The organism is Vibrio sp. B181a (genome assembly GCF_030248375.1).
Taxonomy (GTDB): Bacteria; Pseudomonadota; Gammaproteobacteria; order Enterobacterales; family Vibrionaceae; genus Vibrio; species Vibrio campbellii.
Genome location: NZ_JAHGAD010000002.1, coordinates 60,512 through 83,889 on the forward strand (window position 1 = coordinate 60,512; position 23,378 = coordinate 83,889).

Annotated in this window: 27 protein-coding genes; 10 read left to right on the forward strand and 17 right to left on the reverse strand. The window is 45.8% G+C overall.

Going from position 1 to position 23,378, the window contains the following annotated elements:
- Window position 1: 1 nt before the first annotated feature.
- The 7 genes from hpf to KIO97_RS00920 form a co-directional block, all read right to left on the reverse strand.
- A complete protein-coding gene (hpf, locus tag KIO97_RS00890) occupies window positions 2-289 on the reverse strand; it encodes a ribosome hibernation promoting factor (protein WP_005432838.1) in 288 nt (95 codons plus the stop codon).
- 23 nt (window positions 290-312) lie between these two features.
- Window positions 313-1,788: an RNA polymerase factor sigma-54 gene (locus tag KIO97_RS00895; protein WP_285380540.1), complete on the reverse strand. Its 1,476-nt coding sequence runs from the start codon at window positions 1,786-1,788 to the stop codon at window positions 313-315.
- Window positions 1,789-1,838: 50 nt separating this feature from the next.
- Entirely contained in the window at window positions 1,839-2,564 is a 726-nt protein-coding gene (gene lptB / locus KIO97_RS00900) for an LPS export ABC transporter ATP-binding protein (protein ID WP_005432855.1), read from the reverse strand.
- Between the two features lies 1 nt (window position 2,565).
- On the reverse strand, window positions 2,566-3,060 hold the full coding sequence (lptA, locus tag KIO97_RS00905; protein WP_005432860.1) for a lipopolysaccharide transport periplasmic protein LptA: 495 nt from the start codon (window positions 3,058-3,060) through the stop codon (window positions 2,566-2,568).
- Window positions 3,041-3,604, reverse strand: a complete 564-nt coding sequence (lptC, locus tag KIO97_RS00910) for an LPS export ABC transporter periplasmic protein LptC (RefSeq protein ID WP_005535416.1) — start codon at window positions 3,602-3,604, stop codon at window positions 3,041-3,043. The genes lptA and lptC overlap by 20 nt, the downstream gene beginning before the upstream one ends.
- Before the next feature lie 90 nt (window positions 3,605-3,694).
- Window positions 3,695-4,666 (reverse strand): arabinose-5-phosphate isomerase KdsD, encoded by a 972-nt coding sequence (kdsD, locus tag KIO97_RS00915; protein WP_005432837.1) that lies wholly within the window; start codon window positions 4,664-4,666, stop codon window positions 3,695-3,697.
- Window positions 4,667-4,701: 35 nt separating this feature from the next.
- A complete protein-coding gene (locus KIO97_RS00920; protein WP_005432864.1) occupies window positions 4,702-5,667 on the reverse strand; it encodes a calcium/sodium antiporter in 966 nt (321 codons plus the stop codon).
- Between the two features lie 399 nt (window positions 5,668-6,066).
- On the opposite strand from KIO97_RS00920, the gene mlaF reads away from it, so the two are divergent.
- From mlaF to KIO97_RS00960, 8 genes are all read left to right on the forward strand, one after another.
- Window positions 6,067-6,870 (forward strand): phospholipid ABC transporter ATP-binding protein MlaF, encoded by an 804-nt coding sequence (gene mlaF, locus KIO97_RS00925; protein WP_005432866.1) that lies wholly within the window; start codon window positions 6,067-6,069, stop codon window positions 6,868-6,870.
- A complete protein-coding gene (mlaE, locus tag KIO97_RS00930) occupies window positions 6,860-7,651 on the forward strand; it encodes a lipid asymmetry maintenance ABC transporter permease subunit MlaE (RefSeq protein WP_005535409.1) in 792 nt (263 codons plus the stop codon). The genes mlaF and mlaE overlap by 11 nt, the downstream gene beginning before the upstream one ends.
- A 2-nt stretch (window positions 7,652-7,653) precedes the next feature.
- On the forward strand, window positions 7,654-8,151 hold the full coding sequence (gene mlaD / locus KIO97_RS00935) for an outer membrane lipid asymmetry maintenance protein MlaD (RefSeq protein ID WP_005432853.1): 498 nt from the start codon (window positions 7,654-7,656) through the stop codon (window positions 8,149-8,151).
- 3 nt (window positions 8,152-8,154) lie between these two features.
- On the forward strand, window positions 8,155-8,793 hold the full coding sequence (gene mlaC, locus KIO97_RS00940) for a phospholipid-binding protein MlaC (protein ID WP_005535407.1): 639 nt from the start codon (window positions 8,155-8,157) through the stop codon (window positions 8,791-8,793).
- A complete protein-coding gene (locus KIO97_RS00945) occupies window positions 8,793-9,113 on the forward strand; it encodes a lipid asymmetry maintenance protein MlaB (RefSeq protein ID WP_005432856.1) in 321 nt (106 codons plus the stop codon). The genes mlaC and KIO97_RS00945 overlap by 1 nt, the downstream gene beginning before the upstream one ends.
- 3 nt (window positions 9,114-9,116) lie before the next feature.
- Entirely contained in the window at window positions 9,117-9,371 is a 255-nt protein-coding gene (ibaG, locus tag KIO97_RS00950) for a BolA family iron metabolism protein IbaG (protein ID WP_005432865.1), read from the forward strand.
- A 9-nt stretch (window positions 9,372-9,380) separates the two neighbouring features.
- On the forward strand, window positions 9,381-10,646 hold the full coding sequence (gene murA, locus KIO97_RS00955) for a UDP-N-acetylglucosamine 1-carboxyvinyltransferase (protein WP_005432829.1): 1,266 nt from the start codon (window positions 9,381-9,383) through the stop codon (window positions 10,644-10,646).
- A gap of 147 nt (window positions 10,647-10,793) precedes the next feature.
- A complete protein-coding gene (locus KIO97_RS00960) occupies window positions 10,794-11,519 on the forward strand; it encodes a 1-acylglycerol-3-phosphate O-acyltransferase (RefSeq protein WP_038891164.1) in 726 nt (241 codons plus the stop codon).
- A gap of 86 nt (window positions 11,520-11,605) precedes the next feature.
- On the opposite strand, the gene KIO97_RS00965 is transcribed toward KIO97_RS00960, so the two are convergent.
- The 6 genes from KIO97_RS00965 to arcA form a co-directional block, all read right to left on the reverse strand.
- Window positions 11,606-11,995: a RidA family protein gene (locus KIO97_RS00965; protein WP_005432832.1), complete on the reverse strand. Its 390-nt coding sequence runs from the start codon at window positions 11,993-11,995 to the stop codon at window positions 11,606-11,608.
- A 165-nt stretch (window positions 11,996-12,160) separates the two neighbouring features.
- The gene (gene pyrI / locus KIO97_RS00970; RefSeq protein ID WP_005432849.1) at window positions 12,161-12,622 is read right to left on the reverse strand and encodes an aspartate carbamoyltransferase regulatory subunit; all 462 of its coding nucleotides are present in this window, start codon (window positions 12,620-12,622) and stop codon (window positions 12,161-12,163) included.
- 17 nt (window positions 12,623-12,639) lie between these two features.
- On the reverse strand, window positions 12,640-13,569 hold the full coding sequence (gene pyrB / locus KIO97_RS00975) for an aspartate carbamoyltransferase (RefSeq protein ID WP_285380545.1): 930 nt from the start codon (window positions 13,567-13,569) through the stop codon (window positions 12,640-12,642).
- Between the two features lie 90 nt (window positions 13,570-13,659).
- The gene (locus tag KIO97_RS26925; protein ID WP_005432831.1) at window positions 13,660-13,785 is read right to left on the reverse strand and encodes a hypothetical protein; all 126 of its coding nucleotides are present in this window, start codon (window positions 13,783-13,785) and stop codon (window positions 13,660-13,662) included.
- A gap of 69 nt (window positions 13,786-13,854) precedes the next feature.
- Window positions 13,855-14,859, reverse strand: coding sequence for an ornithine carbamoyltransferase (locus KIO97_RS00980; protein ID WP_285380547.1), 1,005 nt, complete (start codon window positions 14,857-14,859; stop codon window positions 13,855-13,857).
- A gap of 157 nt (window positions 14,860-15,016) precedes the next feature.
- The gene (arcA, locus tag KIO97_RS00985) at window positions 15,017-16,237 is read right to left on the reverse strand and encodes an arginine deiminase (protein ID WP_005432859.1); all 1,221 of its coding nucleotides are present in this window, start codon (window positions 16,235-16,237) and stop codon (window positions 15,017-15,019) included.
- Between the two features lie 584 nt (window positions 16,238-16,821).
- Between arcA and rraB the strand changes: the two genes are divergently transcribed.
- Window positions 16,822-17,238, forward strand: coding sequence for a ribonuclease E inhibitor RraB (gene rraB / locus KIO97_RS00990; protein ID WP_005432867.1), 417 nt, complete (start codon window positions 16,822-16,824; stop codon window positions 17,236-17,238).
- Between the two features lie 171 nt (window positions 17,239-17,409).
- Complete coding sequence (locus KIO97_RS00995) at window positions 17,410-18,210, forward strand: hypothetical protein (RefSeq protein WP_038891168.1); 801 nt, start codon at window positions 17,410-17,412, stop codon at window positions 18,208-18,210.
- A gap of 16 nt (window positions 18,211-18,226) precedes the next feature.
- Here the strand turns inward: KIO97_RS00995 and KIO97_RS01000 are convergent, their stop codons facing one another.
- From KIO97_RS01000 to KIO97_RS01015, 4 genes are all read right to left on the reverse strand, one after another.
- On the reverse strand, window positions 18,227-19,132 hold the full coding sequence (locus tag KIO97_RS01000; protein ID WP_077262168.1) for a bifunctional helix-turn-helix transcriptional regulator/GNAT family N-acetyltransferase: 906 nt from the start codon (window positions 19,130-19,132) through the stop codon (window positions 18,227-18,229).
- A gap of 115 nt (window positions 19,133-19,247) precedes the next feature.
- Entirely contained in the window at window positions 19,248-19,646 is a 399-nt protein-coding gene (locus KIO97_RS01005) for a DUF2061 domain-containing protein (RefSeq protein WP_005441986.1), read from the reverse strand.
- A gap of 226 nt (window positions 19,647-19,872) precedes the next feature.
- Window positions 19,873-22,731 carry a valine--tRNA ligase gene (locus KIO97_RS01010; protein ID WP_005432830.1) on the reverse strand — a complete coding sequence of 953 codons (2,859 nt, stop codon included), beginning with the start codon at window positions 22,729-22,731 and terminating at the stop codon, window positions 19,873-19,875.
- Between the two features lie 94 nt (window positions 22,732-22,825).
- Window positions 22,826-23,275: a DNA polymerase III subunit chi gene (locus KIO97_RS01015; protein ID WP_005432852.1), complete on the reverse strand. Its 450-nt coding sequence runs from the start codon at window positions 23,273-23,275 to the stop codon at window positions 22,826-22,828.
- Between the last annotated feature and the right edge of the window lie 103 nt (window positions 23,276-23,378).

Here is a 23,378-nt window from a genome sequence, read left to right on the forward strand (position 1 = left end):
ATTAATGACTGTTTAGTTTTTCTTTGTGCTTATTAAGTTGACGAACTAATTTATCCACCAGCGAATCAATTGCTGCATACATACTTTCGTCGTTCGATGACGCGTGGATTTCGCCTTGATTGATGTGGAGCGTAGCTTCCGCTATTTGGTTGAGTTTTTCAACTTTTAGTACGACTTGGACTTGGTTAATGTGGTCGAAGAACCTTTCGAGCTTCTGAAACTTAGATTGAACATAGTCTTGCATTGAATCGGTAAGATCAACGTGATGGCCTTGAATATTGATTTGCATAGACTTTCCTTTTCAGTTGGTGCCTAAAGTAGGCGTTTGCGCTGACTCGAAGGGGCGATACCCAAGGATTCACGATATTTCGCTATCGTACGTCTCGCGACTTGAATCCCCTGGTCAGCCAGAAGAGCAGCAATTTTGCTATCACTCAATGGCTTAGCGGTATTCTCCGCTGCGACCAACTTTTTGATGAGTGCGCGAATTGCTGTGGACGAACACTCTCCACCATTGTCTGTACTAACATGGCTAGAGAAGAAGTACTTCAATTCAAAAATGCCACGTGGGGTATGCATAAACTTCTGTGTTGTTACACGAGAAATTGTCGATTCATGCATGTCCACATCCAATGCTACGTCGTTTAGCACCATTGGTTTCATGGCTTCTTCACCATACTCGAAGAAATCTTGTTGATGTTCAACAATACATCTTGCAACTTTGAGAAGCGTCTCGTTTCTGCTTTCTAGGCTCTTAATCAGCCATTTTGCCTCTTGCAAATTGCTGCGAATGTACTGGCTATCCGCACTGTTGCCTTTGCCTAGTTGCGCATATTGTTGATTTACTTTTAGTTTCGGAATGCTGTCAGGGTTTATGGAGACGGTCCACTTACCATGATCTTTAAATACGGACACATCCGGAATGACGTATTCAGTGTCATCGGGTGTGATACGACTACCTGGACGTGGGTCAAGTTGTTGAATCAACTTCAATACTTCACGCAAGTCCGCTTCTTTAAGCTTAGTCTCTTTGATGACCAGCTTGTAGTCACGATTGCCAAGGTGGTCGATGTGATCGCTCAACACCATTTTCGCCTCAGCAAGCCACGGCGTGTCTTCAGGGAAAGTTGCCAGTTGTAGCAGTAGGCACTCTTGCAGATTGCGAGAGGCTACACCGAGCGGGTCAAATTGCTGAATACGCTTACGTACCGCTTCTACTTCATCCAATTCCACTTCTTCGTTGTTGAAGCTCTCGTGAATTTCTTCAGGGGATAGGGTTAGGTAGCCGTAGTCGTCGATGGCATCGATAATCGCGAGGGCGATGGTGCGGTCGGTTTCACTGAAAGGCGTTAAGTCTAACTGCCACATAAGGTAATCATGCAGCGATTCAGTGGTCTCACCTTGGTAGACGGGCATGTCATCATCCAGCGCTAGGCCTGTGCTGCCCGTGTTTGCGCTGTATACGTCATCCCAAGTGGTATCAATTTCTAGCTCAGAGCTGATTTCAGATTTTTCAATCACGTCTGAGCTGTCTGGAAGGTCGGGTTCTGAGGCATCGTTAGCTTCGTTCGCACTGTTATCAGCAGATTCAGACGCTGATTTGTCTTCACCGTTTGCTTGAGGCTCATCGTGGCCTTCTTCAACTTCCAGTAGCGGGTTGGAGTCCAACGCTTCTTGGATTTCTTGTTGAAGATCGAGCGTCGACAATTGCAACAAACGAATCGCTTGCTGCAGCTGTGGCGTCATGGCTAACTGTTGACCTAGCTTGAGTTGTAATGAAGGTTTCATTCAGTGTTACTTACCTTGTAATGCTCAGAATCTTACCGTTCCTAATGTAATCATAGACGGAATTGTTCGCCGAGATAAACTTGTTTCACTTGCTCGTTATTGAGAACTTCATCCGGAGTTCCCGATGCGATGAGGTGTCCTTGACTTACGATATAGGCTTTTTCACAAACGTCCAAGGTTTCGCGTACGTTATGGTCTGTGATTAACACGCCAAGGCCGCGATCGCGCAAGTGTTCAATGATTTTTTTGATGTCGTTAACCGAAATTGGGTCAACACCCGCGAACGGTTCATCCAACAAAATGAACTGAGGGTTTGCTGCCAATGCACGAGCGATTTCTACACGGCGGCGTTCACCACCTGATAGTGCCATACCCGCACTGGTGCGTATGTGCTGTATGTGGAATTCTTCCAACAAATCTTCTAGTTTGTCTTGGCGTTCTTCGCGAGTCAGTTCTTGGCGAGTCTCGAGAACGGCCATGATGTTGTCTTCAACAGATAGCTTACGGAAGATCGACGCTTCTTGCGGCAGGTAGCCGATACCCAAGCGCGAACGACTGTGCATCGGTAAAATACTGATGTCTTGGTTGTCGATGGTGATGGTACCTTCATCACGCGGAACCAAGCCTACGATCATGTAAAACGAAGTGGTCTTACCCGCACCATTTGGGCCCAGTAGACCAACGATTTGGCCAGATTCTACTTCGAGACTTACATCGGTAACTACCTTGCGCTTTTTGTAGCTTTTCGCAAGGTTCTTTGCACTCAGTACTGCCATATTAGTTCTCGATTTGATTCGGTTGCAGGATGGTGGTTACGCGCTCATCCTTCGAGCTGTCGGCGACTAGCTTCTGTTGACCAATTTGGTAACGAATCGACGAACCTTTGATGGTATTGCCGTCTTGTGCCAGTTGCGCTTGACCTTTCATGGTCAATTCATCAGTAGAGATGCGGTAGTCTAACTCAGTTGCTTGGCCGCTTAGCGTTTTGCCATCGTCCATCAACTGAGAAAACGTAGCAGGTTTACCAAATGCTTGGATCTGCTTAATAGACTCGGTCTTAGGATCGCGAGTCACAACGATTCTATCAGCATCGATATTGATGCTACCTTGCTTAAGCGATACATCACCTTTAAAGATGACCTGGTTACTCTTCATGTCCACCTGTTGGGTGTCTGAATTGATGTAAACCGGTTGTTGAGTATCCGACTTAAGTGCTAACGCTTGTGGCGCTGCTAAAACCAATGCCAGTAGGCTAAGGTGTAACGGTTTCATATCGACCTTGAACTTCATCTGTCAGAGTCGCTGTGTGAGCTTTCAAGTTGCCCTGCATTGCGCCTCCGGTAGTTTCAAATTGCGGTCCAACCAACATTACTTGTTGATCGGCTTTAAAATCACGATTGGTGAGATTGATGACCAATTTATCTGTCGCCATGGTATCGAAACTCGCGCCAGGCAATAGATTCTGCATCAGTACTTTGTCGTACAAGGTCAGAATCTGGTCTTCATCAAGTACTGCTTTTGTCGCAGTGACTTTCCACTCCACGACGCTACCTTCACGGTAAACCATCAGTGTTGGGCTCTTAAAAATCGTGTCTCCACTCTTGGCATAGTGATCCAAGTTAGTGGAACGGATGATGTAACTGCGGACACCATCTTCACCATAGGTGATGTTTTCTAGTCCAGTACCACTGAACATAGGCAGTTCTAAATTTGGTGCTACTTGAATATCTTCATTGCCTTTTGGTGTCATGAGGTAATAACCGCACCACGCGACAACAAAGATCAAGAGCAAATAAATAAGGCGAGTAAAACTCATAAAATAAAGGCCTTTATCTTAGCTCAGTACTTCCCTGACCATTGCCTTAATCTGTTAAATCAATCGTTAAGTCTTTTGGGTGATGCAATACTACATCACGCCAGCTTTCAATAAATCATGCATATTCAGTGCGCCAACAATCTTATTGTTATCGCACAAGATCAGAGCATTGATGTTCTTGTCTTGCATTAGATTCAAACCTTCTACCGCTAACATCTCCGGATGTGCTGTAGTTGGGTTTTGCGTCATCACTTCACCAATTGCTGTGGTGTGGATATCAATGCGCTTATCCAAAGTACGACGTAAATCGCCATCGGTGAATATACCAAGCATAGCATCGTGCTCATCGACGATGGCTGTCATGCCCAAGCCTTTTTCAGAAATCTCGAGCAAGGCGTCACGAATAAGCGCATCAGGTGATACTTTTGGTAGTGCATTACCGAAGTGCATTATATCAGACAGCTTAAGCAGCAATTTTCTTCCCAGCGCACCACCAGGGTGTGATAACGCAAAGTCCTCCGCTGAGAAGCCACGAGCTTGCAGAAGCGCAACAGCCAGTGCATCACCCATAACCAAAGTCGCCGTTGTACTGCTGGTTGGCGCGAGACCAAGTGGGCAAGCTTCTTTTGGCACAGTGATTTGCAAATGCAGATCAGACAACTTCGCCATGTTCGACTCTGGCTTGCCAGTCATGCTGATGATTTTGATGTTAAGGCGTTTCAAAACTGGGAATAGAGACAGAATCTCATGAGACTCACCCGAGTTTGAAATCGCGATAACGATGTCACCCGCACTGATCATGCCAAGGTCACCATGTGCTGCTTCACCTGGGTGAACAAAAAACGCAGAGGTACCTGTGCTGGCAAGCGTTGCGGCAATCTTGTTGCCAATATGGCCTGATTTGCCCATGCCCATCACGACAACTTTGCCGTTGTTGGAAAGAATCAATTCGCACGCTTGCTCAAACTGATCATCAAAGTATTGGTCTAGCTGTTGTAAAGCTGAGACCTCAATATCAAGAACTTGTTTAGCTGCAGCGCGAAAATCAAATTGAGTGGACATATCAGTGCTCCAATTTGTCTTTACTTATTATGTTATTAAGCGGCCATGTTTGCGAATAGGTACACTTGGTAACCTAAGAAACACACAAACAGGATGCCACCCTCAAGGCGGTTGATACTGCGTGACTTACCAAGACACATTGCCACAAGAAGGAGAGAAACCCCTAGCATCACCCAGAAATCACGACCCATGGCGTATTCGCTCAGCATCGATGGATTGATGATGCCAGGTAGACCCATAACCGCAAGAATGTTGAATACGTTTGAGCCGATGATGTTACCTACGGCCATGTCGTCTTCGCCTTTTAGAACGCCAGCAAGAGATGCAGCGAGTTCTGGAAGGCTAGTGCCGATAGCGATAATAGTGAGGCCAATCACTAGGTCACTCATGCCAAAGTGTTTCGCAATAATGACGGCGTTATCTACCAGCATACTTGCTGCCAAAGGAAGCAGTATCAAGCCAATCACAACCCACATGATTGCTTTCGGGTTAGTTACGCCTTCTGGGACTTCAGATTCTTGCTCATCCACAAACGCATCACCAGCTTTCTGCTCTTTGCGGCTAATTTGCAGCATGGCAAATAGGAAACCACCGAATAAAACAAACAGCAAGATACCTTCATAGAAGCCTAAGTGGCTATCCCACAGTAAAATGCCAGCAAGTACAGTAACTGCTATCATCAAAGGCAGTTCGCGGCGAATCACGGCAGAGCTGATAGAAAGTGGTTTGATGATCGCAGTAATACCTAGGATCAAAGCAATGTTAGCAATGTTCGAACCGAGCACGTTGCCAACCGCGGTATCGGTTTTGCCATCCCATGCAGCGGTTGCCGAAACCATCATCTCTGGTGCAGATGAGCCCATCGCAAGAATGGTCATACCGATCACTAGAGGTGAAATACCGACGTTGCGGGCCAGAGCAGCAGAGCCAAAAACAAGTTTATCTGCACTCCAAACAAGTAAGACAAGACCGACGATAAGCAATGCTACGGCTTCGAGCATGATGATTCCTAAGTAATAAAATAAGTGAAATGAGTAACCGCTAATTTTGACCTTTTGCGGCCAAAAATGGAAGATAAACAACAAATAAATTAAAGGTTAGTAACGAAATTGTGTTTAATTGTTGCTCATTCAATCGTCGTTCTTAATGCGGTTAATCTGGAGTGAGATGTAAACACCTTCCTTTCATTTCGTCATATTTTATGAAGATTTGCTTGAATTTCGTCGGCTCTATTTAATTGAACAGTGCTTTTAATTAACGTTCAATGTGCTTATGATTGCAGCCTTATAAGTGTACCGAAGTCACTTTAGGATATTCTCGACGTAATATCTTGAAAACAATCGGGGTTGAGTTGGATTACAACTCTGTGAGAACCGCTCACAAATAGTAGAAGAGATAGTATGTCGAACAACGATTTAGTTACCGTTAACAATCTCACCTTTTCACGCGGCGAGCGCAAGATCTTTGATGGTATTGATTTGCACGTACCAAAAGGGAAGGTGACGGCCATTATGGGGCCGTCGGGTATCGGTAAAACGACACTGCTGCGCCTAATTGGCGGTCAGATATACCCTGAACAGGGTGAGATTTGGTTTGATGGTGACAACATTCCTGCGTTGTCACGCAAAAAACTGTATCACGCACGTAAAAAAATGAGCATGTTGTTCCAGTCAGGGGCGCTATTTACCGACCTGAATGTGTTCGACAATGTGGCATTTCCTTTACGTGAACACACCGAGCTTTCCGAAGAACTCATCCGCACCATGGTGCTGCTAAAGCTTGAAGCGGTAGGCCTTCGTGGTGCGGCAGAGTTGATGCCAAGTGAACTGTCAGGTGGTATGGCGCGTCGTGCTGCACTGGCTCGAGCGATTGCGCTTGATCCAGACCTCATCATGTACGACGAGCCGTTTGTGGGGCAGGACCCAATTACCATGGGTGTGTTGGTTGAGTTGATCAGTAACCTTAACCGAGCATTGGGCGTGACTTCTATCGTCGTTTCTCATGATGTGCCTGAAGTGATGAGTATTGCGGATTGGGTTTACTTGATGGCTGATGGCAAAGTGATTGCCTTTGGTTCCCCTCAAGAGCTGAGAGACAACCAAGACCCTCGCGTTCAGCAATTCTTACAAGGCGAAGCGGATGGACCAGTACCGTTCCGTTTCCCAGCTCAAAGTATCGAAAAGGATTTATTTGATGGTCGATAGCTTTATTCAATTTGTCGCTTCACTAGGCAGACGCACATTGGCTATTTGTGAGGCGTTCGGTCGCGCAACATTGATGCTCGTTGGTGCGTTAGTGACTCGACCACAGCCAATCAAAAACCTTCCTTTACTGATTAAGCAGCTGTATTCCGTAGGCGTTCAATCGCTAGCGATCATTGTCGTTTCTGGTTTGTTCATCGGTATGGTGCTTAGCTTGCAAGGTTATGTCGTGCTGGTGGATTACGGGGCAGAAGGCAGCCTTGGTCAAATGGTCGCTCTTTCGCTACTACGTGAGTTGGGGCCAGTAGTAACTGCGTTATTGTTTGCTGGTCGTGCTGGTTCTGCGCTGACAGCAGAAATCGGATTGATGAAAGCTACAGAGCAGCTTTCAAGCTTAGAAATGATGGCTGTGGATCCGCTAAAACGCGTTATTGCACCACGTTTTTGGGCGGGTGCTATTTCAATGCCGCTACTTGCGATGATCTTCATGGCTGTGGGTATTTGGGGCGCACAGCTTGTTGGCGTGGATTGGAAAGGCGTAGACCACGGCAGCTTCTGGGCTGCAATGCAATCTTCGGTTGAATTAGGCCAAGACATCGGTAACAGCATGATCAAATGTATCGTGTTTGCGATTACCGTTACTTGGATCGCTCTATTTAATGGCTATGACGCTATTCCTACTTCGGAAGGGATCAGCCGAGCAACGACGCGCACTGTTGTGCATTCTTCTTTAGCAGTACTGGGACTAGACTTTGTACTGACCGCATTGATGTTTGGGAATTAATCATGCAACAAACACGTAAAACAGAATTATGGGTTGGCAGCTTTGTATTAGCAGGAATTTGCGCGATTCTTGTGATGATTTTTCAGGTTGCTGACGTAAAAAGCATTGGCTCTGGCAATACTTACACCTTGAAAGCCGAGTTCGACAATATTGGTAGTTTGAAAGTTCGCTCTCCAGTGAAAGTTGGCGGCGTTGTTATCGGTCGTGTAAGTAGCATTACACTTAACCCTGATAGCCTATTACCAGTAGTTAGCTTGTCGATTAACAGCCAATACAACCAGTTCCCAGAAACCTCTAGTGTGCAAATTTTGACATCGGGATTGATTGGTGAACAGTACATTGGTTTGGTACCGGGCTTTGTTTTTGACGATGAAGAAATGCTTGTTGATGGTGACACCATCGAAGACACCAAATCTGCATTAGTACTGGAAGACCTTATCGGCCAAGTCCTATACAGCATTGGTGGGTCAGGCGATTCTGGTGATACAAGTAAGGAATAACCCATGCTTTCGAGACTATTACTTTCATTCGTAGCAGCGTTTACTGCTTTTGGTGCAGTGGCTGCAGAAGTGGATAAAACTCAGCCTTATCAAATGATGAGACAAGTTGCGGAAGTGACATTTGATCGTTTGAAAGCTGAACAGCCACAAATTAAGCAAGATCCAAATTTGCTTAAGACCATCGTTGAAGAAGAACTGATGCCTTACGTTAACGATCGCTATGCGGCATTGAAACTGCTTGGTCCAAACTTAAAAGGTGCGAAGCGTGAAGATGTGGGTGAGTTCATCACAGCATTCCGTGCTTATCTGGTGACCTCATATGCGCAAGTGTTAACGCAATACTCGGATCAACAAATTGAATTTGGCCCTGAGCCAAAGCTGGATCCTTCTAAACGCATTACGAGCATCAAAGTTGATATCATCGACGCACCGCGTCCAAACATCAAACTTGAGTTTAAGCTGCGTAAAGATAAGAAAACAGGTGAATGGTTAGCATTCGACATGGTTGCAGAAGGCATCAGCCTACTATCAAGCAAGCAATCAGAGTGGAATACTCAGATTCGCCAAGAAGGCATTCTAGCGGTCGCGAAAGATTTAGAGAAACTGGCAGCACAGCCAATTCGTTTCGAGGCGGCAAAGTAATGGCGCAGTCTCATTCTCAGTGGCAATTACAAGCAGACATTCTTAAGCTTACAGGGGCGCTGGATCGTGATTCAGTGCCAGCATTGTGGGCGGTGGCACAGCAATGGCAACCTTCTCAAACCGAGCTAGAATGCTCGTTAGAAGAGATTGAACGCATTGACTCTGCGGGAATGGTGATGTTAATCCACTTATTAGAGCATGCAAAAAAACAAAACTGTCATATAATGCTCAGTTTCGTGCCGGCGCAATTGCGCACTTTGTTTCAATTGAGCAATGTTGAATCTTTAGTGGCCAAACATATACAGAATTATCAGGGGTAAATTGTGGATAGCGCAAAAGTACAACAGTTACTAGAAGAAGCACTAAACCTTCAAGAAGTGCATGTAAAAGGTGAAGGTAGCCACTATGAGGTGGTTGCTGTTGATGCTTGTTTCGATGGAATGAGCCGCGTTAAGAAGCAGCAGTTAATTTACGGTCCTCTGATGGATTATATCCAGCGTAACGACATTCACGCGTTATCGATCAAAGCGTTCACTCCAGAAGAGTGGGCTCGTGATAAGAAGCTAATGTCGCTTTAAGGTTTATTGATGGAAAAGTTTCGAGTTATTGGGTCAGATAAACCACTGGTTGGTGAAGTGACCATTTCAGGTGCAAAAAACGCAGCACTACCGATTTTATTTGCGTCTATCTTGGCGGAAGAGCCTGTAGAAGTGGCGAATGTGCCACACCTTCGTGATATCGACACCACCATGGAACTGCTTAAGCGTCTTGGCGCAAAGGTAAGCCGTAATGGTTCCGTTCATGTCGATCCAAGCAGTATCAACGAATACTGTGCTCCTTACGATTTAGTAAAAACCATGCGTGCATCTATTTGGGCGCTTGGTCCTCTTGTAGCTCGATTTGGCCAAGGTCAGGTTTCTCTACCTGGCGGTTGTGCTATCGGTGCTCGTCCTGTTGATCTACACATTACTGGTCTAGAACAGCTTGGCGCAACCATCACACTAGAAGATGGTTACGTGAAAGCAGAAGTTGATGGTCGCCTAAAAGGCGCGCACATTGTGATGGACAAAGTGAGTGTTGGTGCAACGATCACTATCATGTGTGCAGCAGCGCTTGCTGAAGGCACGACAACGCTAGACAACGCAGCGCGCGAGCCTGAAATCGTTGATACGGCGGACTTCCTAAACACACTTGGCGCAAAAATCTCTGGTGCAGGTACTGATACCATCACCATCGAGGGGGTTGAGCGTCTAGGTGGCGGTAAGCACAACGTTGTGGCTGACCGTATTGAGACAGGTACCTTCCTAGTTGCAGCAGCGGTTTCTGGTGGCAAAGTAGTATGTCGCAACACCAATGCACACCTTCTAGAAGCGGTATTGGCGAAGCTAGAAGAGGCAGGCGCATTAGTAGAAACTGGTGAAGACTGGATTTCTGTTGATATGACTGACCGTGAGCTGAAAGCGGTAAGCATCCGCACTGCTCCGCACCCTGGCTTCCCTACTGACATGCAGGCGCAATTCACGCTCTTGAACATGATGGCAAAAGGCGGCGGCGTGATCACGGAAACGATCTTCGAAAACCGTTTCATGCACGTACCAGAATTGATGCGCATGGGCGCGAAAGCGGAAATCGAAGGTAACACGGTTATCTGTGGTGACGTAGATTCTCTAAGTGGCGCACAAGTGATGGCAACCGACCTACGAGCTTCGGCAAGTTTGGTGATTGCCGGTTGTATCGCAAAAGGCGAAACCATCGTTGACCGTATCTACCATATCGACCGCGGTTACGACAAAATCGAAAATAAACTGTCTGCACTTGGCGCAAATATTGAGCGCGTGAGTGAGGCAGGTTAAACTGCACCGCAGTTGACCTAGATATGAAGAGAGCCGAAACTCAGGTTTCGGCTTTTTTATATCGCGCTTTCTGTCATAGTCCATGACTATGTTCAAAGAGACAATAATAGCTGTAGCTGGCGCAAAGCCGGTTCCTGGAGAACAACAATGATTGCACTGTTACGTGTATTTGCTGTCGCAATTTTCGCAATTGTGATGTTTATTGGTGGTTGCGGTTACTGCCTACTAAGCCCTCGAAACCCTAAGCACGTTTTCACCTTCGGTCGTCTATTCGGCAAAATGTCGCGTGTGTTTGGTATCAAGCTAGAGCTGCGTATTCCGGAAGATGCGTACTCTCGTGGTCAGCATGTTTACATTGCTAACCACCAGAACAACTGGGACCTTTTCACTGTCTCTTCAGCTGTTACACCCAAGGTCGTAACAGTAGGTAAGAAGAGCCTAGCGTGGATGCCGTTGTTTGGTCAGCTTTACTGGCTAACAGGTAACATTTTGATCGACCGTGCAAACCGCTCTAAAGCAAAAGGCACTATCGACCAAGTCGTAGACAGCATTAAAAATAGTGATGTTTCAGTGTGGATGTTCCCTGAAGGTACACGTTCACGTGGCCGTGGTTTACTGCCATTTAAAACGGGCGCTTTCCATGCCGCTATCGGTGCAGAAGTGCCAATCATTCCAATCGTGTGTAGCTCTACTGACCACATCAAACTGAACCGCTGGAACAATGGTCACGTGATCATTGAGATGCTGCCTCCTGTGAGCACAGAAGGTTACGGCAAAGAAGGCGTACGTGAGCTAGCGAATGTTTGTCGTGAAGAGATGAAAGCAAAACTAGAAGCCTTAGATGAAGAAGTAAAGCAGCGCAACGCAGCTTAAGTTTTACAGCGACATCACCGCCAAAAGACAATAAAAAAACGGGTAGCCTGAGCTACCCGTTTTTTTATGTTTGTCAGCCTGCGCAATTATTTGCGAACTGCGATTGCTTCAATCTCGATGCCAACATCTTTAGGCAGACGAGCGACTTCTACACAAGAACGTGCAGGGTAGTTTGCTACTTCGTGCTCATCGAAGAACTTACCGTAAACTTCGTTTACTGTGCCGAAGTCGTTTAGGTCTTTCACGAATACTGTCATTTTAACGATGTCAGTCACTTTAAGGCCTGATGCTTCAACAACAGCTTTTACGTTCTCTAGAGATTGACGAGCTTGCTCTGCGATGTCTGCAGACACTTCACCTGTCGCTGGGTTTACTGGGATTTGGCCAGAAGTTAGAACCATGTTGCCTAGATCTACGCCTTGAACGTAAGGACCGATTGCTGCTGGTGCAGACTCAGTGTGAAGTACTTTCGTCATTTGAATTGTTCCATCTGTTTAGGGGAATAAAGAGTTTACTCAAGCATCTTGAGTGTTCTTAAGAAGAATCAGTTTGCCTTTAAACATGAAGCACGTAAAGAGCAAAATACCCCGCATTAGCGGGGTATCAGTTAATTTATCGTTAGCAAGATTCGAAGCGGGAAATTAACGCTCAGTCACGATCTCACGCGCGAAGACTTTCTCACAGTATTTACACTTCAGACGGATTTCTTCCTTCTTCTCGAACACTTGGAAGCTGCTCGCAACCGGCTCGTTGTGTGTAATACAGTTGCTGTTCGGACATTCAAACACGTTGTTAACTTTCTCTGGTAACTCCAGCGCCAACTTCTTCACTACTTCGTAGTTTTCGATTTGGTTTACTGTCGCATGTGGTGCGTAAAGTGCTAGCTTGCTTGCCTGCTCTTCGTTGATGAACACGTTCTCAATCTTCAGCAAGTCTTTATGACCGAGTGCAGACGAAGGCAGGTTCAGACCGATGGTTACGCGTTGAGAAGAGTTGTGCATATCGAACAGCTTCAGCACCTTGATACCAATTTGTGCTGGAATGTGGTCGATTACCGTGCCGTTTTTGATTGCTTCTACCTGCAATTGAGTTTCTTTAGCCATGTCTTTTTCTCCCTCGATTACAGTGTTTCGTTAAGAACCAGTGCCAACAATGCTTGGCGCGCGTAAACGCCGTTTTCTGCTTGTTGGAAGTAGTAAGCGTGTGGTGTGACGTCGACGTCTGTGGTGATTTCATCCACGCGTGGCAGTGGGTGAAGTACTTTCAAGTTCTCACGCGCGCCTCCTAGTAGTGCCGCTGTTAGGATGTAAGCTGACTTGATGTGTGCGTATTCAGATTCATCAAAGCGCTCTTTCTGTACGCGAGTCATGTACAGAATGTCTAGCTCAGGAATCACGCTTTCCATGTCTGTGTGTAGGCTGTATTGAATGCCAGCTTCGTCGAGCTCTTCGCAGATGTAATCTGGCATCGCAAGTGCTTCTGGTGCAACGAAGAAGAAACGGATGTTATTGAACTTCGCCAATGCTTGCGTCAATGAGTGTACGGTGCGACCGTATTTTAGGTCACCAACAAACGCAACGTTTAGGTTGTCTAGACGACCTTGCGTTTCCGCGATGGTGTATAGGTCGAGTAGCGTTTGCGTTGGGTGTTGGTTTGCGCCATCACCTGCGTTGATAACGGGTACGCCGTTAGAGAACTCAGAGGCTAAGCGCGCTGCGCCTTCTTGAGGGTGGCGCATCACGAATGCATCGACGTAAGAAGAGATAACTTGAACTGAGTCAGACAGCGTCTCGCCTTTTTTCGCCAGAGAGGTGTTACCACCGTTATCAAAACCAATAACATCACCACCGATACGTTGAATTGCTGTCTCGAACGACAGACGAGTACGCGTGGATGGCTCAAAGAAACAGCTCGCTACAACCTTGTTTTTAATCAGTTCTGGACGAGGTTCTTTTTTTAGCTGACCTGCAGTTTCTACAATCAGTTCCAGTTCTTCACGTGAAAGCTCTGGAATAGAGATGATGTGCTTCTGGTAAAGCGAGTTCGCCATGATCTTCTTCCCTATAACAGTGGTGACTATCCCCAAAATTCACCGCGATGGAATTTTAGGCATAAAAAAACCTCCCCAATTGGGGAGGTTTTAAAATTCAATAGAATTAACGAAAATAACAGCACGTAAGCGTAGTCGCTTAGCTAGAGCAAATCGCGTTTTTACGTCAGCAATCGGCGTGGTCATTTCGTAATCCTCAGACAAATTGCCGAGCATTATACGCTTAACTTTCGTGAGCGCAAGCGATTACATCATGGTTTTTGTTACCATTTTTAATGCTTTGGTTTAGCTGCCTAATGTCGCAACCATCACGGATTTGATGGTATGCATGCGGTTCTCGGCTTCGTCGAATACGATAGAGTATTCAGACTCAAACACCTCTTCGGTGACTTCAAGCCCTTTCATTCCGTATTTCTCTGCTACCTCTTTACCTACAGTCGTTTCATCGTTGTGGAAGGCTGGCAGGCAGTGCATGAACTTCACATGAGGGTTACCCGTTTGCTTAATCACATCCATATTGATTTGGTAAGGTGTCATCAGCGCAACACGCTCATCCCAAGCTTCAGCCGACTCACCCATCGACACCCAAACGTCGGTGTATAAGAAGTCACAGCCTTTGACGCCTTCTTCAACGTTTTCAGTGAGCGTGATTTTCGCGCCGGTTTGTTGGGCAATTTCTTGGCAAGTTGTCACTAATGCTTCTTCTGGCCAGAACGCTTTTGGCGCTACAAGGCGGATGTCCATGCCCATTTTTGCTGCGCCAACCATGAGTGAATTACCCATGTTATTGCGAGCATCACCAAGGTAAGCAAACGTCATCTCATGCAGTTGTTTCCCACGTCCGTGCTCTTGCATGGTCAGGAAATCTGCAAGGATTTGGGTAGGGTGGAACTCATCCGTTAAACCATTCCAGACTGGTACGCCAGCATAAGTACCAAGCTCTTCAACAATGGATTGACCAAAGCCACGGTATTCGATGCCATCGTACATGCGACCAAGAACGCGAGCGGTGTCTTTCATCGACTCTTTATGACCGATCTGCGAGCCAGAAGGACCGATGTAAGAGACTTGAGCGCCTTGGTCAAAGGCCGCGACTTCAAACGCACATCGGGTACGAGTAGAAGATTTCTCAAAGATTAGTGCGATGTTTTTACCTTGAAGTTTCTTCTGCTCTGTTCCTGCATATTTAGCTTTTTTCAGCTCTGCAGACAGTTCGAGCAAAAACTGGATCTCTTTAGTTGAGAAGTCCAATAGCTTCAAAAAGTTGCGATTACGTAGATTGAAAGCCATAGCTCGTCCCTTAGGTCGTTTGGTTGATAAAGAATAAAAGCATTAAAACATATAAATGCTTTTATTGTGAATAATTATTTTAAATAAAAACAAAAAAAGGTTGATGCATTCACATCAACCTTAGTCTCAATTGGTTTTATTTGGTGGGAGAGGTTTCTCAAATATCGTCACGTTCGATTGGGCAGCTCATACAACGTGCACCACCACGACCGCGACCAAGCTCGTTACCCGGAATGGTCAGGACTTCAATGCCAGCTTTGTCGTACTTCTCGTTAGTGTAGACGTTACGTTCGTAACCAATCACAACACCGGGTTTCACTGTCAGTACGTTGTTGGCATCGTTCCATTGCTCTCGCTCCGCTTCGTAGCTGTCACCACCTGTTGTGATGATCTTCAATTGGTCTAAGCCAAGTGCCGATTCAATGGCGTGCAGATAGTTGTGTGACGCTTCGACATGCATTTCACCGTTGCCTTTAGGTGTTAGGCGCCAAGTGTCTAAGTCTTTACGCATGATCTCTGGGTATACCGAGAAAGTATCCACATCCATATGCGTCATGACCGTATCAAGGTGCATACACGAGCGGTGTTTTGGTAGGTCGATAGCAATCACTTCTTTCGCCTGACCAGATTTAAACAGGCTTGCCGCTAAGTTTTCTACACCTTGTGGGGTTGTACGCTCAGACATACCAATCAGAACCGCACCTTTACCGATAACCAGTACATCACCACCTTCAACGTTGGCATTGTCGTAGTGCTGGTCTTCATCACCAAAGTAGTTAATGAAGTCTTGACCAGCGAAGGTTGGGTGCCAGCGATAAATCGCACGCAGATGGTTGGTCTCGCGTTGACGCGCAGGCATCATCATTGGGTTAAGAGAAACGCCGCCGTATACCCAGCATGACGTGTCACGGGTAAAGAGGTGGTTAGGCAGAGGTTCGATCACGAAGTCCAGTGGGCGCTTCATCTTCGGCAACATTGATGAAGATTTGATTGGCAGTTCCGAGTAAGCCAAGCCGCCAAGGAGAATGCTTGCTAGATGCTCATCGTCCATCTCTGCGAAGTACTGGCGTAAGTCACGAGCGAAAGTCGGACCGTAACGGAAGTCAGAGATCTGAGTATTCAACAACCATTGTTTTGCTTCTGGAACCGCAAGGGTTTCAACCAGTAGATCATGAAGTAGTAGTACTTCGACATCTTGTTCACGCAGTGTTCGCGCAAAAGCGTCGTGTTCTTCACCTGCCGCTTCTACCGCTAATACGTCATCAAACAGTAGCTCATGGCAGTTCGATGGCGTTAGGTGGGTGAGGGCGCGCTCTGGGCGGTTTAATAGAACTCGTCTTAGTTGACCAACTTCTGATCCAACGTACAGCTTACTCATTTTGCATCCTTACAAATATTCCAGCCGTTAGTTATGACAAGCTTGGTGCAAAGATGCAAGTCTTAGAACTTTGCTTATATATTGCAAAAATATAATTTTTTGGCGTTATATTTTGTAAATGCTTCCTTGGTGTATTTTAATTCTATATTTTGTTGTTTGTTCATGAGTTTTAAAAAGTGCGTTTTTATTCTTTTTCGTTTGAGAAAGAAGTCATACATCAAAAGTGCATAAAACGTGCATAACCATTCTGAAATATGCAGTTTTTGGCTTTCTTTTATTCGTTAGGTCAGAATTACCGAGCCGTTGCTGTATTCACTCCAAGATCATAAACACGCAAACAAGCCTAAAATTACTCGTCTTAGGTTCAATTAGGATCTTCTGAATATTAAAGATTAGCCGTTTTTGTTAATTTTTTGTTTCTGTGAGCGAGGTTTAGATTTACGAGTAAAAATTATCATCAAGAATCACCGCAGTTTGGTGTTTGTTTGTGGCTTTTCATCGCAATCCGTGCCATATTTCACCGCATTAACGTACTCAGTTTAGAGTATAGTGTTTCCATCAAGTAACTAATCTGGAGCCAAAACATGTCTCACGAAGATGAATATCTATCAGTAGAAGAATTAATTGAGATTCAAAAGGAAGAGACTCGCGATATCATTGCAGCATTGCTAGAAGACGGCAGCGATCCAGATTCACTATACGAAATCGAGCACCACCTATTTGCTGAAGACTTCGACACGCTAGAAAAAGCGGTTGTAGAAGCGTTCAAGATGGGCTTTGAAGTTCTTGAAGCTGAAGAAACAGAAGATGAAGACGGCAACAAGCTACTTTGCTGTGATGCAACAATGGAATCTGCACTAAACGCAGAAGCGATTGATGCTCAGGTTGAGAAACTGGTTCATCTTGCAGAAAAATACGACATCATTTACGACGGTTGGGGTACTTACTACGAAGGCGAAGATGCGCTTTACCCTGAAGAAGATGATGAAGACGAAGAGTAATCCTCTTACTCAATCTAAGAAGCCAGCGTTTATCGCTGGCTTTTTTGTGCCTTAAAAATGATAACTGTGGCTAACGATAAATAATTCTCATTGAGTTTCCAGGCATATTGCCTATAACCCTAAGCAACTTGAGTATATAATGCGTGAAAATTGATCTAGCTCAAGGTGTATATGCAACTCTCACTCGCCGGTTTATGGCAAGTCTCTCCACTGACGGACCTTTCTATCCCACAGGATGACATTACTTTCCCTGCTCCTTTGAGTCAGGTATTGCCTACTGAACTGACTGAAGAAGCGATTCGTCAGCAAGAGTGGCACCTGATGCACGACATTGAAGTGGACGAATCCATGATGGCATTCCCAGCGGTAGAAATGGTGTTGGGTGGTGTGGATTACCATGCTGAAGTGCGTTTGAACGGAGTAGCATTGTTCGACTGTGACGGTTCACAAAGCGTGTACAAAAAAGACATTCGCCCGTTCATGCAGATGGGGCGTAACCGTTTTGAGATCCTGTTCCTTGAGGAAGAAGAAGATCTTCTGTTGGATGAGGATAAACCAGAGTTGTGCTCACTTGCGGATCATGAATACCAAAAGAGTGACGAGCGCTTAGGAGTATGGCAAGAGCCGTATCTGCAGTTTATTCGCAATGTGCGTTTAGACCGCGTGGCTACCGAACAGATTTGGCACCACGGTGGTGGTTGTGAGTTTAAAGTAGACTTGTACTATCAAACTTTTGCGCCGGGTCTAGTATCGGCATCGGTTAAGTTTAATGGCATGACTTATCATATTCCTATTGATGTCCGAGTGGATCATGCGAGCGCTTTATTCCAGATCGAAGCGCCAAAGTATGCCGATCTTAATGATCCCGATCCAAAAGATCTCTACGAACTCGCAGTGGAGTTGGATGGGCAACGCCAAGCGTTTACTGTGGCACTTAGCCAAGAGCTCTGTGTTACCCACCTTGTACTTTAAGTTTGGGGATAAAGCGCTATAGCGTCTTAAGCATCACGACTTCACATGCATCATGCCCTGTTTGTCCTAGCGGGGCATCGAGATGCTCAAAGCCTAGTTTTTCATACAAGCCTACCGCTTCTCTTAGACATTCTGTCGTTTCTAAATAACACTGCTGATACCCAAACTGTTTCGCCAGTTGTAAGCTCAATGCGACGATGCGTTTGGCTAAACCGTGCCCTCGTGTTTGAGGTAAGAAGTACATCTTTTGCAGCTCACACACATTTGGCTCACCAGCTAATGGTGCAAAGCCGCCGCCACCCACAATCTCGCCTTGGTATTCGACCACCCAATAAGCCGCACCTTGTTGGTCGTAAACCGAGTACATGTCATCAAGCGTTGGATCGGCCACACCATAACCTTTGTCTGCGGTTAAACCGTATTCTGCAGAGACTTTACGAATCACGTCTGCGACTTGCGAGTTATCTGCTTTGGTAAGAGGTCGAAGAACGTACTCCTCAGCCTGACACACTTTTGTTAGCCCTTTTAGGTAAGTCTCTAGACCAAGTTTGAGTTGATCTTGCTCGCTGTCATCGAGTTGGGTAAGCAGTTGTTCAAAGAAGTTGTTTTGCTGTTGGTCTAGCTGTGATAACGCTTGTTGGCCTTGCTCTGTAAGCGCTACGAGTTGGCTACGTTTGTCTTTTGGGTTTTCGATGCTCTCAACCAGACCTAATTTAATCAAACCGGTAACGGTGCGGCTTGCATTGGATTTGTCGACATTGAGTTGCTGTGCCAGTTGATTGATGGTCAACGGCTGCAATTGGATTTCACCTAATGCGTGCGCTTGTACTGGAGTGAGAGCGACATCGCCGCATTGTTTATCGAGCATACCAAGCAATCGGACGGCTTGACGGGAATAGTGTCGGAGTTGACGAGCATTCATTATCACTTACCTCTAAAAACAAAGTTGCGCATCGCAATTAAATTAATTGCGGTGCGCAACTTTGTCAATGGTAAATGTTATTTTGCTCGTAAGGAGGCGTATTGAGCCTCCATGCTTAAGCGTGTTGGTGTAAGCAGAACTGTGGTGCTTGGCTATCTGATTTACGCATCCATACTTTCTCATGGAAGTAGTAAGCCACTGTGTTCAAGCTTGGCTCTAGCATCGCCATGATACCGCCGACAAACGCATCACCTGTTAGTAAGTAAACCACGCTAAAGGCAACACTGAAGTGGATAGTGGCAAAGCTTGCGGTTTTTAATTTGGTCATCCACTGACGAGCTTTAAGCGCTGGGACTTTTGCCCATGCCTTTTCATGAAAGTAGAAAGCGACGGTGTTCACTGAAGGCTCAATCATGGCAATTAAACTACCAATTAGAATGTCGCCAGTAAGCACGTAAGCGACACTAAACGCGATAGTAAAATGGAGTGCTGCAAAGGTTAGTGTCTTTTTCATGATAATTACTCAATCGTTGTGTTGTTTCGATAGGTCTATTATTGAGAATTATTATCATTAAATCTAATAGGCAGTTAAGATTAGTTTGATAGGTAAAAGCTATTAAATAGGAGGGAGAGTAGGAGAGAAGAGTGAATATCTTTGAAAGCTTTCCGAGCAATAAAATGCAAAAAGGGTTGATGCTTTCACATCAACCCTTTGATTCTTTTACTCTAGCTTTTAGCGATTAAAGTGCAGCGATCGTTGTCTTCTGCTCTTCTAGCTTAGCTAGTGTCTCTTTGTAGCCTTCAAGCTTCTCACGCTCTTTAGCAACAACCGCTTCAGGTGCTTTCGCTACGAAGCCTTCGTTACCTAGTTTGCCTTCGATACGCTTGATTTCGCCGTGAGTTTTCTTGATTTCGCCATCTAGACGAGCAAGCTCTGCGTCTTTGTCGATCAGACCCGCCATTGGGATCATCAGCTCAGACTTAGCAACCAATGCTGTTGCACACGCTGGCGTTTCTTCGTCAGCAGCAAGTACGCGTACAGATTCTAGTTTCGCTAGAGACATCAGTACTTGTTTGTTTGCTTCTAGACGCGCTGCGTCTTCTGCGTTTGCAGCTTTCAGCATAACGTCAAGCGGCTTACCTGGGTTGATGTCGTATTCAGCGCGTAGGTTACGGATGCTGGTAATGAACGCTTTTACCCATTCAATATCGTCTAGCGCTTCTTGGTTGAAGTTTGCTTCGTCGAATTGAGGCAGTGCTTGAAGCATGATTGTCTCACCTTCTACACCTTCAACTAGTGGCTTGATGCTTTGCCAGATAGTTTCAGTGATGTAAGGAATCACTGGGTGAGCCAGACGTAGCGTCTTCTCAAGAACCGTGATTAGTGTACGGCGAGTACCACGCTGTTGCGCTTCAGTACCTTTCCATAGAACTGGTTTAGTTAGCTCTAGGTACCAGTCACAGAATTGGTTCCAGATGAATTCGTAAAGCGTGTTAGACGCCATATCTAGACGGAAGTTGTCGATATGGTTGTTGAACGCTTTCGCTGCAAGTTCAAACTGAGACTCGATCCACTTGTCCGCTAGTGAGTATTCAATCTCACCACCGTTGAAGCCACAATCTTGCTCTTCTGTGTTCATCATTACGTAACGGCTTGCGTTCCATAGTTTGTTACAGAAGTTACGGTAACCCTCAAGACGCTTCATATCCCAGTTGATATCGCGACCTGTTGATGCCATTGCTGCAAGAGTGAAACGCAGTGCGTCTGTACCGTATGCTTCGATACCGTTTTCAAACGTCTTACGAGTGTTCTTCTCGATTTTCTTCGCTAGCTGAGGCTGCATCATGTTGCCACAACGCTTCTCTACTAGAGACTCTAGGTCGATACCATCGATCATGTCGATTGGGTCAAGTACGTTACCTTTCGACTTAGACATCTTGTCGCCGTTTTCGTCACGGATTAGACCAGTAACGTAAACTGTCTTAAATGGTACTTGTGGTTTGCCATTTTCGTCTTTCACGAAGTGCATGGTCATCATGATCATGCGCGCAACCCAGAAGAAGATGATGTCGAAACCAGTTACTAGTACGTCTGAAGGGTGGAATACTTTCAGATCGTCAGTTTGCTCTGGCCAACCTTGAGTACCGAATGTCCATAGTGCAGAAGAGAACCATGTATCCAGTACGTCTTCGTCTTGGTGAAGTTCAATGACTGACTCTAGGTTGTTGTTCTTACGAACTTCTTCTTCGTCACGACCTACGTAAACATTACCTTGGTTGTCGTACCAAGCTGGGATGCGGTGACCCCACCATAGTTGACGAGAGATACACCAGTCTTGAACGTCACGCATCCAAGAGAAGTACATGTTTTCGTATTGCTTAGGAACGAATTGGATGTCGCCGTTTTCAACTGCTTCAACCGCTGTTTTCGCTAGAGGCGCAGTACGTACGTACCATTGGTCAGTTAGCATTGGTTCGATAACCACGCCACCACGGTCGCCGTAAGGAACTTGTAGATCGTGATCTTTCACTTCTTCAAGTAGACCTAGCTCGTCGAATTCTGCAACGATAGCTTTACGAGCGGCAAAACGCTCCATACCGTGGTACTTAGCTGGCAGCTCAGTGCTGTAAGCGTCGCTTGCTTCGCCGTTGGTGTTGAATACTTCAGAAGCGTCACGGATGTTCGCGTCGAAAGTCAGAATGTTGATCATTGGTAGCTGGTGGCGCTTACCAACTTCGTAGTCGTTGAAGTCGTGCGCAGGTGTGATTTTCACACAGCCAGTACCTTTTTCCATATCTGCGTGCTCATCGCCCACGATTGGGATGCGACGATCAACGATAGGAAGGATGATTTCTTTACCGATAAGATCTTTGTAACGTGGATCTTCTGGGTTAACTGCAACACCAGTATCGCCTAGCATGGTCTCTGGACGAGTCGTTGCAACAACGATGTAGTCTTTGCCATCCGCTGTTTTAACGCCATCTGCTAGTGGGTAGCGGAAGTGCCACATGTTGCCTTTAGTGTCTTTGTTCTCTACTTCTAGATCTGAAATCGCTGTGTGTAGCTTTGGATCCCAGTTAACTAGACGCTTACCGCGGTAGATTAGGTCGTCTTCGTATAGACGTACGAACACTTCTTGAACGGCGTTAGATAGACCATCGTCCATCGTAAAGCGCTCACGATCCCAGTCTACAGATGCGCCAAGACGACGAAGCTGTTTAGTGATAGTGCCGCCAGATTCGCCTTTCCATTCCCAGATTTTGTCGATGAAAGCTTCACGACCGTAATCGTGTTTTGTTTTGCCTTCTTCTGCTGCGATCTTACGCTCAACAACCATCTGAGTTGCGATACCTGCGTGGTCCGTACCTACTTGCCAAAGAGTGTTTTTACCCTTCATACGTTCACAACGGATAAGCGTATCCATGATCGTATCTTGGAACGCGTGGCCCATGTGTAGGCTACCAGTGACGTTCGGTGGCGGGATCATGATGCTGTATGATTCTTTAGTAGTGTCACCGTGTGGCTTAAAGTAGCCTTTCTCTTCCCAAGTCTGATACAGAGCTTGTTCGATTGAAGTTGGGTTGTATGTCTTTTCCATAGCGCTCTTTTAATGGATACGTTGATGGTTGAATCTAAGTCAATCTTTATAAGTGAACTCTCTGAGTGGAGAGCTTAACTATAAGGATTGACCGTTAAGGATATTGAATTTCGATCGTTTGCAGTTGATAACCTGCCTGACGGTAAATTTTATACCTTTCTCTTGCGAGCTGTTTAGCTTTTTCTTCGCAAGGCACGAAGTCTACCACTTGAGCAAACTTGTTCGCAAAGGTTGTCTCATTTTCCGCCAAATTAATTACCAGCTGACGGTTCCAGTTAGGTTTTACACCTTCATGGCCGATTTCAATATTGGTGGCGTATTTCGGTCCTTCACCTACAAGATTATGTGCCATGAACTTGTCTGCATCAATTTGCCAAAAGGCTTCAGCGAGCTGCTCGGCATGTGGTTTGTCTTGGCAGTTCAGATATACTTTTGCCCCTTGGCGAGCAAAGTGCTGAGCCAAAAAAACAATGTATTCTTCAAAGCCAGCCACCGTTGCTTGCGGGCTCTCTTCGTTAATGATGTAGAAGGTTGCAGTTTGCATCATTCTCTCACTTGCCGTTGGTCTCTTCCTGAAACCATATTAAATCCGATTTTCATTTTAGAAAATCGAGGTAATAAAAAAGGGCCTTGCGGCCCTTTTAGAT

Excerpts from the sequence above, each read along its gene's own strand:
- KIO97_RS00895 (WP_285380540.1), bottom strand. The coding sequence starts at position 1,788 with ATGAAACCTTCATTACAACTCAAGCTAGGTCAACAGTTAGCCATGACG.
- KIO97_RS00920 (WP_005432864.1), bottom strand. The coding sequence starts at position 5,667 with ATGCTCGAAGCCGTAGCATTGCTTATCGTCGGTCTTGTCTTACTTGTT.
- kdsD (WP_005432837.1), bottom strand. The coding sequence starts at position 4,666 with ATGTCCACTCAATTTGATTTTCGCGCTGCAGCTAAACAAGTTCTTGAT.
- rraB (WP_005432867.1), top strand. The coding sequence starts at position 16,822 with ATGTCTCACGAAGATGAATATCTATCAGTAGAAGAATTAATTGAGATT.
- pyrI (WP_005432849.1), bottom strand. The coding sequence starts at position 12,622 with ATGGCTAAAGAAACTCAATTGCAGGTAGAAGCAATCAAAAACGGCACG.
- KIO97_RS00960 (WP_038891164.1), top strand. The coding sequence starts at position 10,794 with ATGATTGCACTGTTACGTGTATTTGCTGTCGCAATTTTCGCAATTGTG.
- lptC (WP_005535416.1), bottom strand. The coding sequence starts at position 3,604 with ATGAGTTTTACTCGCCTTATTTATTTGCTCTTGATCTTTGTTGTCGCG.
- KIO97_RS00995 (WP_038891168.1), top strand. The coding sequence starts at position 17,410 with ATGCAACTCTCACTCGCCGGTTTATGGCAAGTCTCTCCACTGACGGAC.
- mlaF (WP_005432866.1), top strand. The coding sequence starts at position 6,067 with ATGTCGAACAACGATTTAGTTACCGTTAACAATCTCACCTTTTCACGC.
- murA (WP_005432829.1), top strand. The coding sequence starts at position 9,381 with ATGGAAAAGTTTCGAGTTATTGGGTCAGATAAACCACTGGTTGGTGAA.
- KIO97_RS00945 (WP_005432856.1), top strand. The coding sequence starts at position 8,793 with ATGGCGCAGTCTCATTCTCAGTGGCAATTACAAGCAGACATTCTTAAG.
- mlaC (WP_005535407.1), top strand. The coding sequence starts at position 8,155 with ATGCTTTCGAGACTATTACTTTCATTCGTAGCAGCGTTTACTGCTTTT.
- arcA (WP_005432859.1), bottom strand. The coding sequence starts at position 16,237 with ATGAGTAAGCTGTACGTTGGATCAGAAGTTGGTCAACTAAGACGAGTT.
- KIO97_RS00980 (WP_285380547.1), bottom strand. The coding sequence starts at position 14,859 with ATGGCTTTCAATCTACGTAATCGCAACTTTTTGAAGCTATTGGACTTC.
- KIO97_RS01015 (WP_005432852.1), bottom strand. The coding sequence starts at position 23,275 with ATGCAAACTGCAACCTTCTACATCATTAACGAAGAGAGCCCGCAAGCA.
- hpf (WP_005432838.1), bottom strand. The coding sequence starts at position 289 with ATGCAAATCAATATTCAAGGCCATCACGTTGATCTTACCGATTCAATG.
- mlaE (WP_005535409.1), top strand. The coding sequence starts at position 6,860 with ATGGTCGATAGCTTTATTCAATTTGTCGCTTCACTAGGCAGACGCACA.
- mlaD (WP_005432853.1), top strand. The coding sequence starts at position 7,654 with ATGCAACAAACACGTAAAACAGAATTATGGGTTGGCAGCTTTGTATTA.
- KIO97_RS00965 (WP_005432832.1), bottom strand. The coding sequence starts at position 11,995 with ATGACGAAAGTACTTCACACTGAGTCTGCACCAGCAGCAATCGGTCCT.
- lptA (WP_005432860.1), bottom strand. The coding sequence starts at position 3,060 with ATGAAACCGTTACACCTTAGCCTACTGGCATTGGTTTTAGCAGCGCCA.
- lptB (WP_005432855.1), bottom strand. The coding sequence starts at position 2,564 with ATGGCAGTACTGAGTGCAAAGAACCTTGCGAAAAGCTACAAAAAGCGC.
- KIO97_RS01010 (WP_005432830.1), bottom strand. The coding sequence starts at position 22,731 with ATGGAAAAGACATACAACCCAACTTCAATCGAACAAGCTCTGTATCAG.
- pyrB (WP_285380545.1), bottom strand. The coding sequence starts at position 13,569 with ATGGCGAACTCGCTTTACCAGAAGCACATCATCTCTATTCCAGAGCTT.
- KIO97_RS01005 (WP_005441986.1), bottom strand. The coding sequence starts at position 19,646 with ATGAAAAAGACACTAACCTTTGCAGCACTCCATTTTACTATCGCGTTT.
- KIO97_RS26925 (WP_005432831.1), bottom strand. The coding sequence starts at position 13,785 with ATGCTCGGCAATTTGTCTGAGGATTACGAAATGACCACGCCGATTGCT.
- KIO97_RS01000 (WP_077262168.1), bottom strand. The coding sequence starts at position 19,132 with ATGAATGCTCGTCAACTCCGACACTATTCCCGTCAAGCCGTCCGATTG.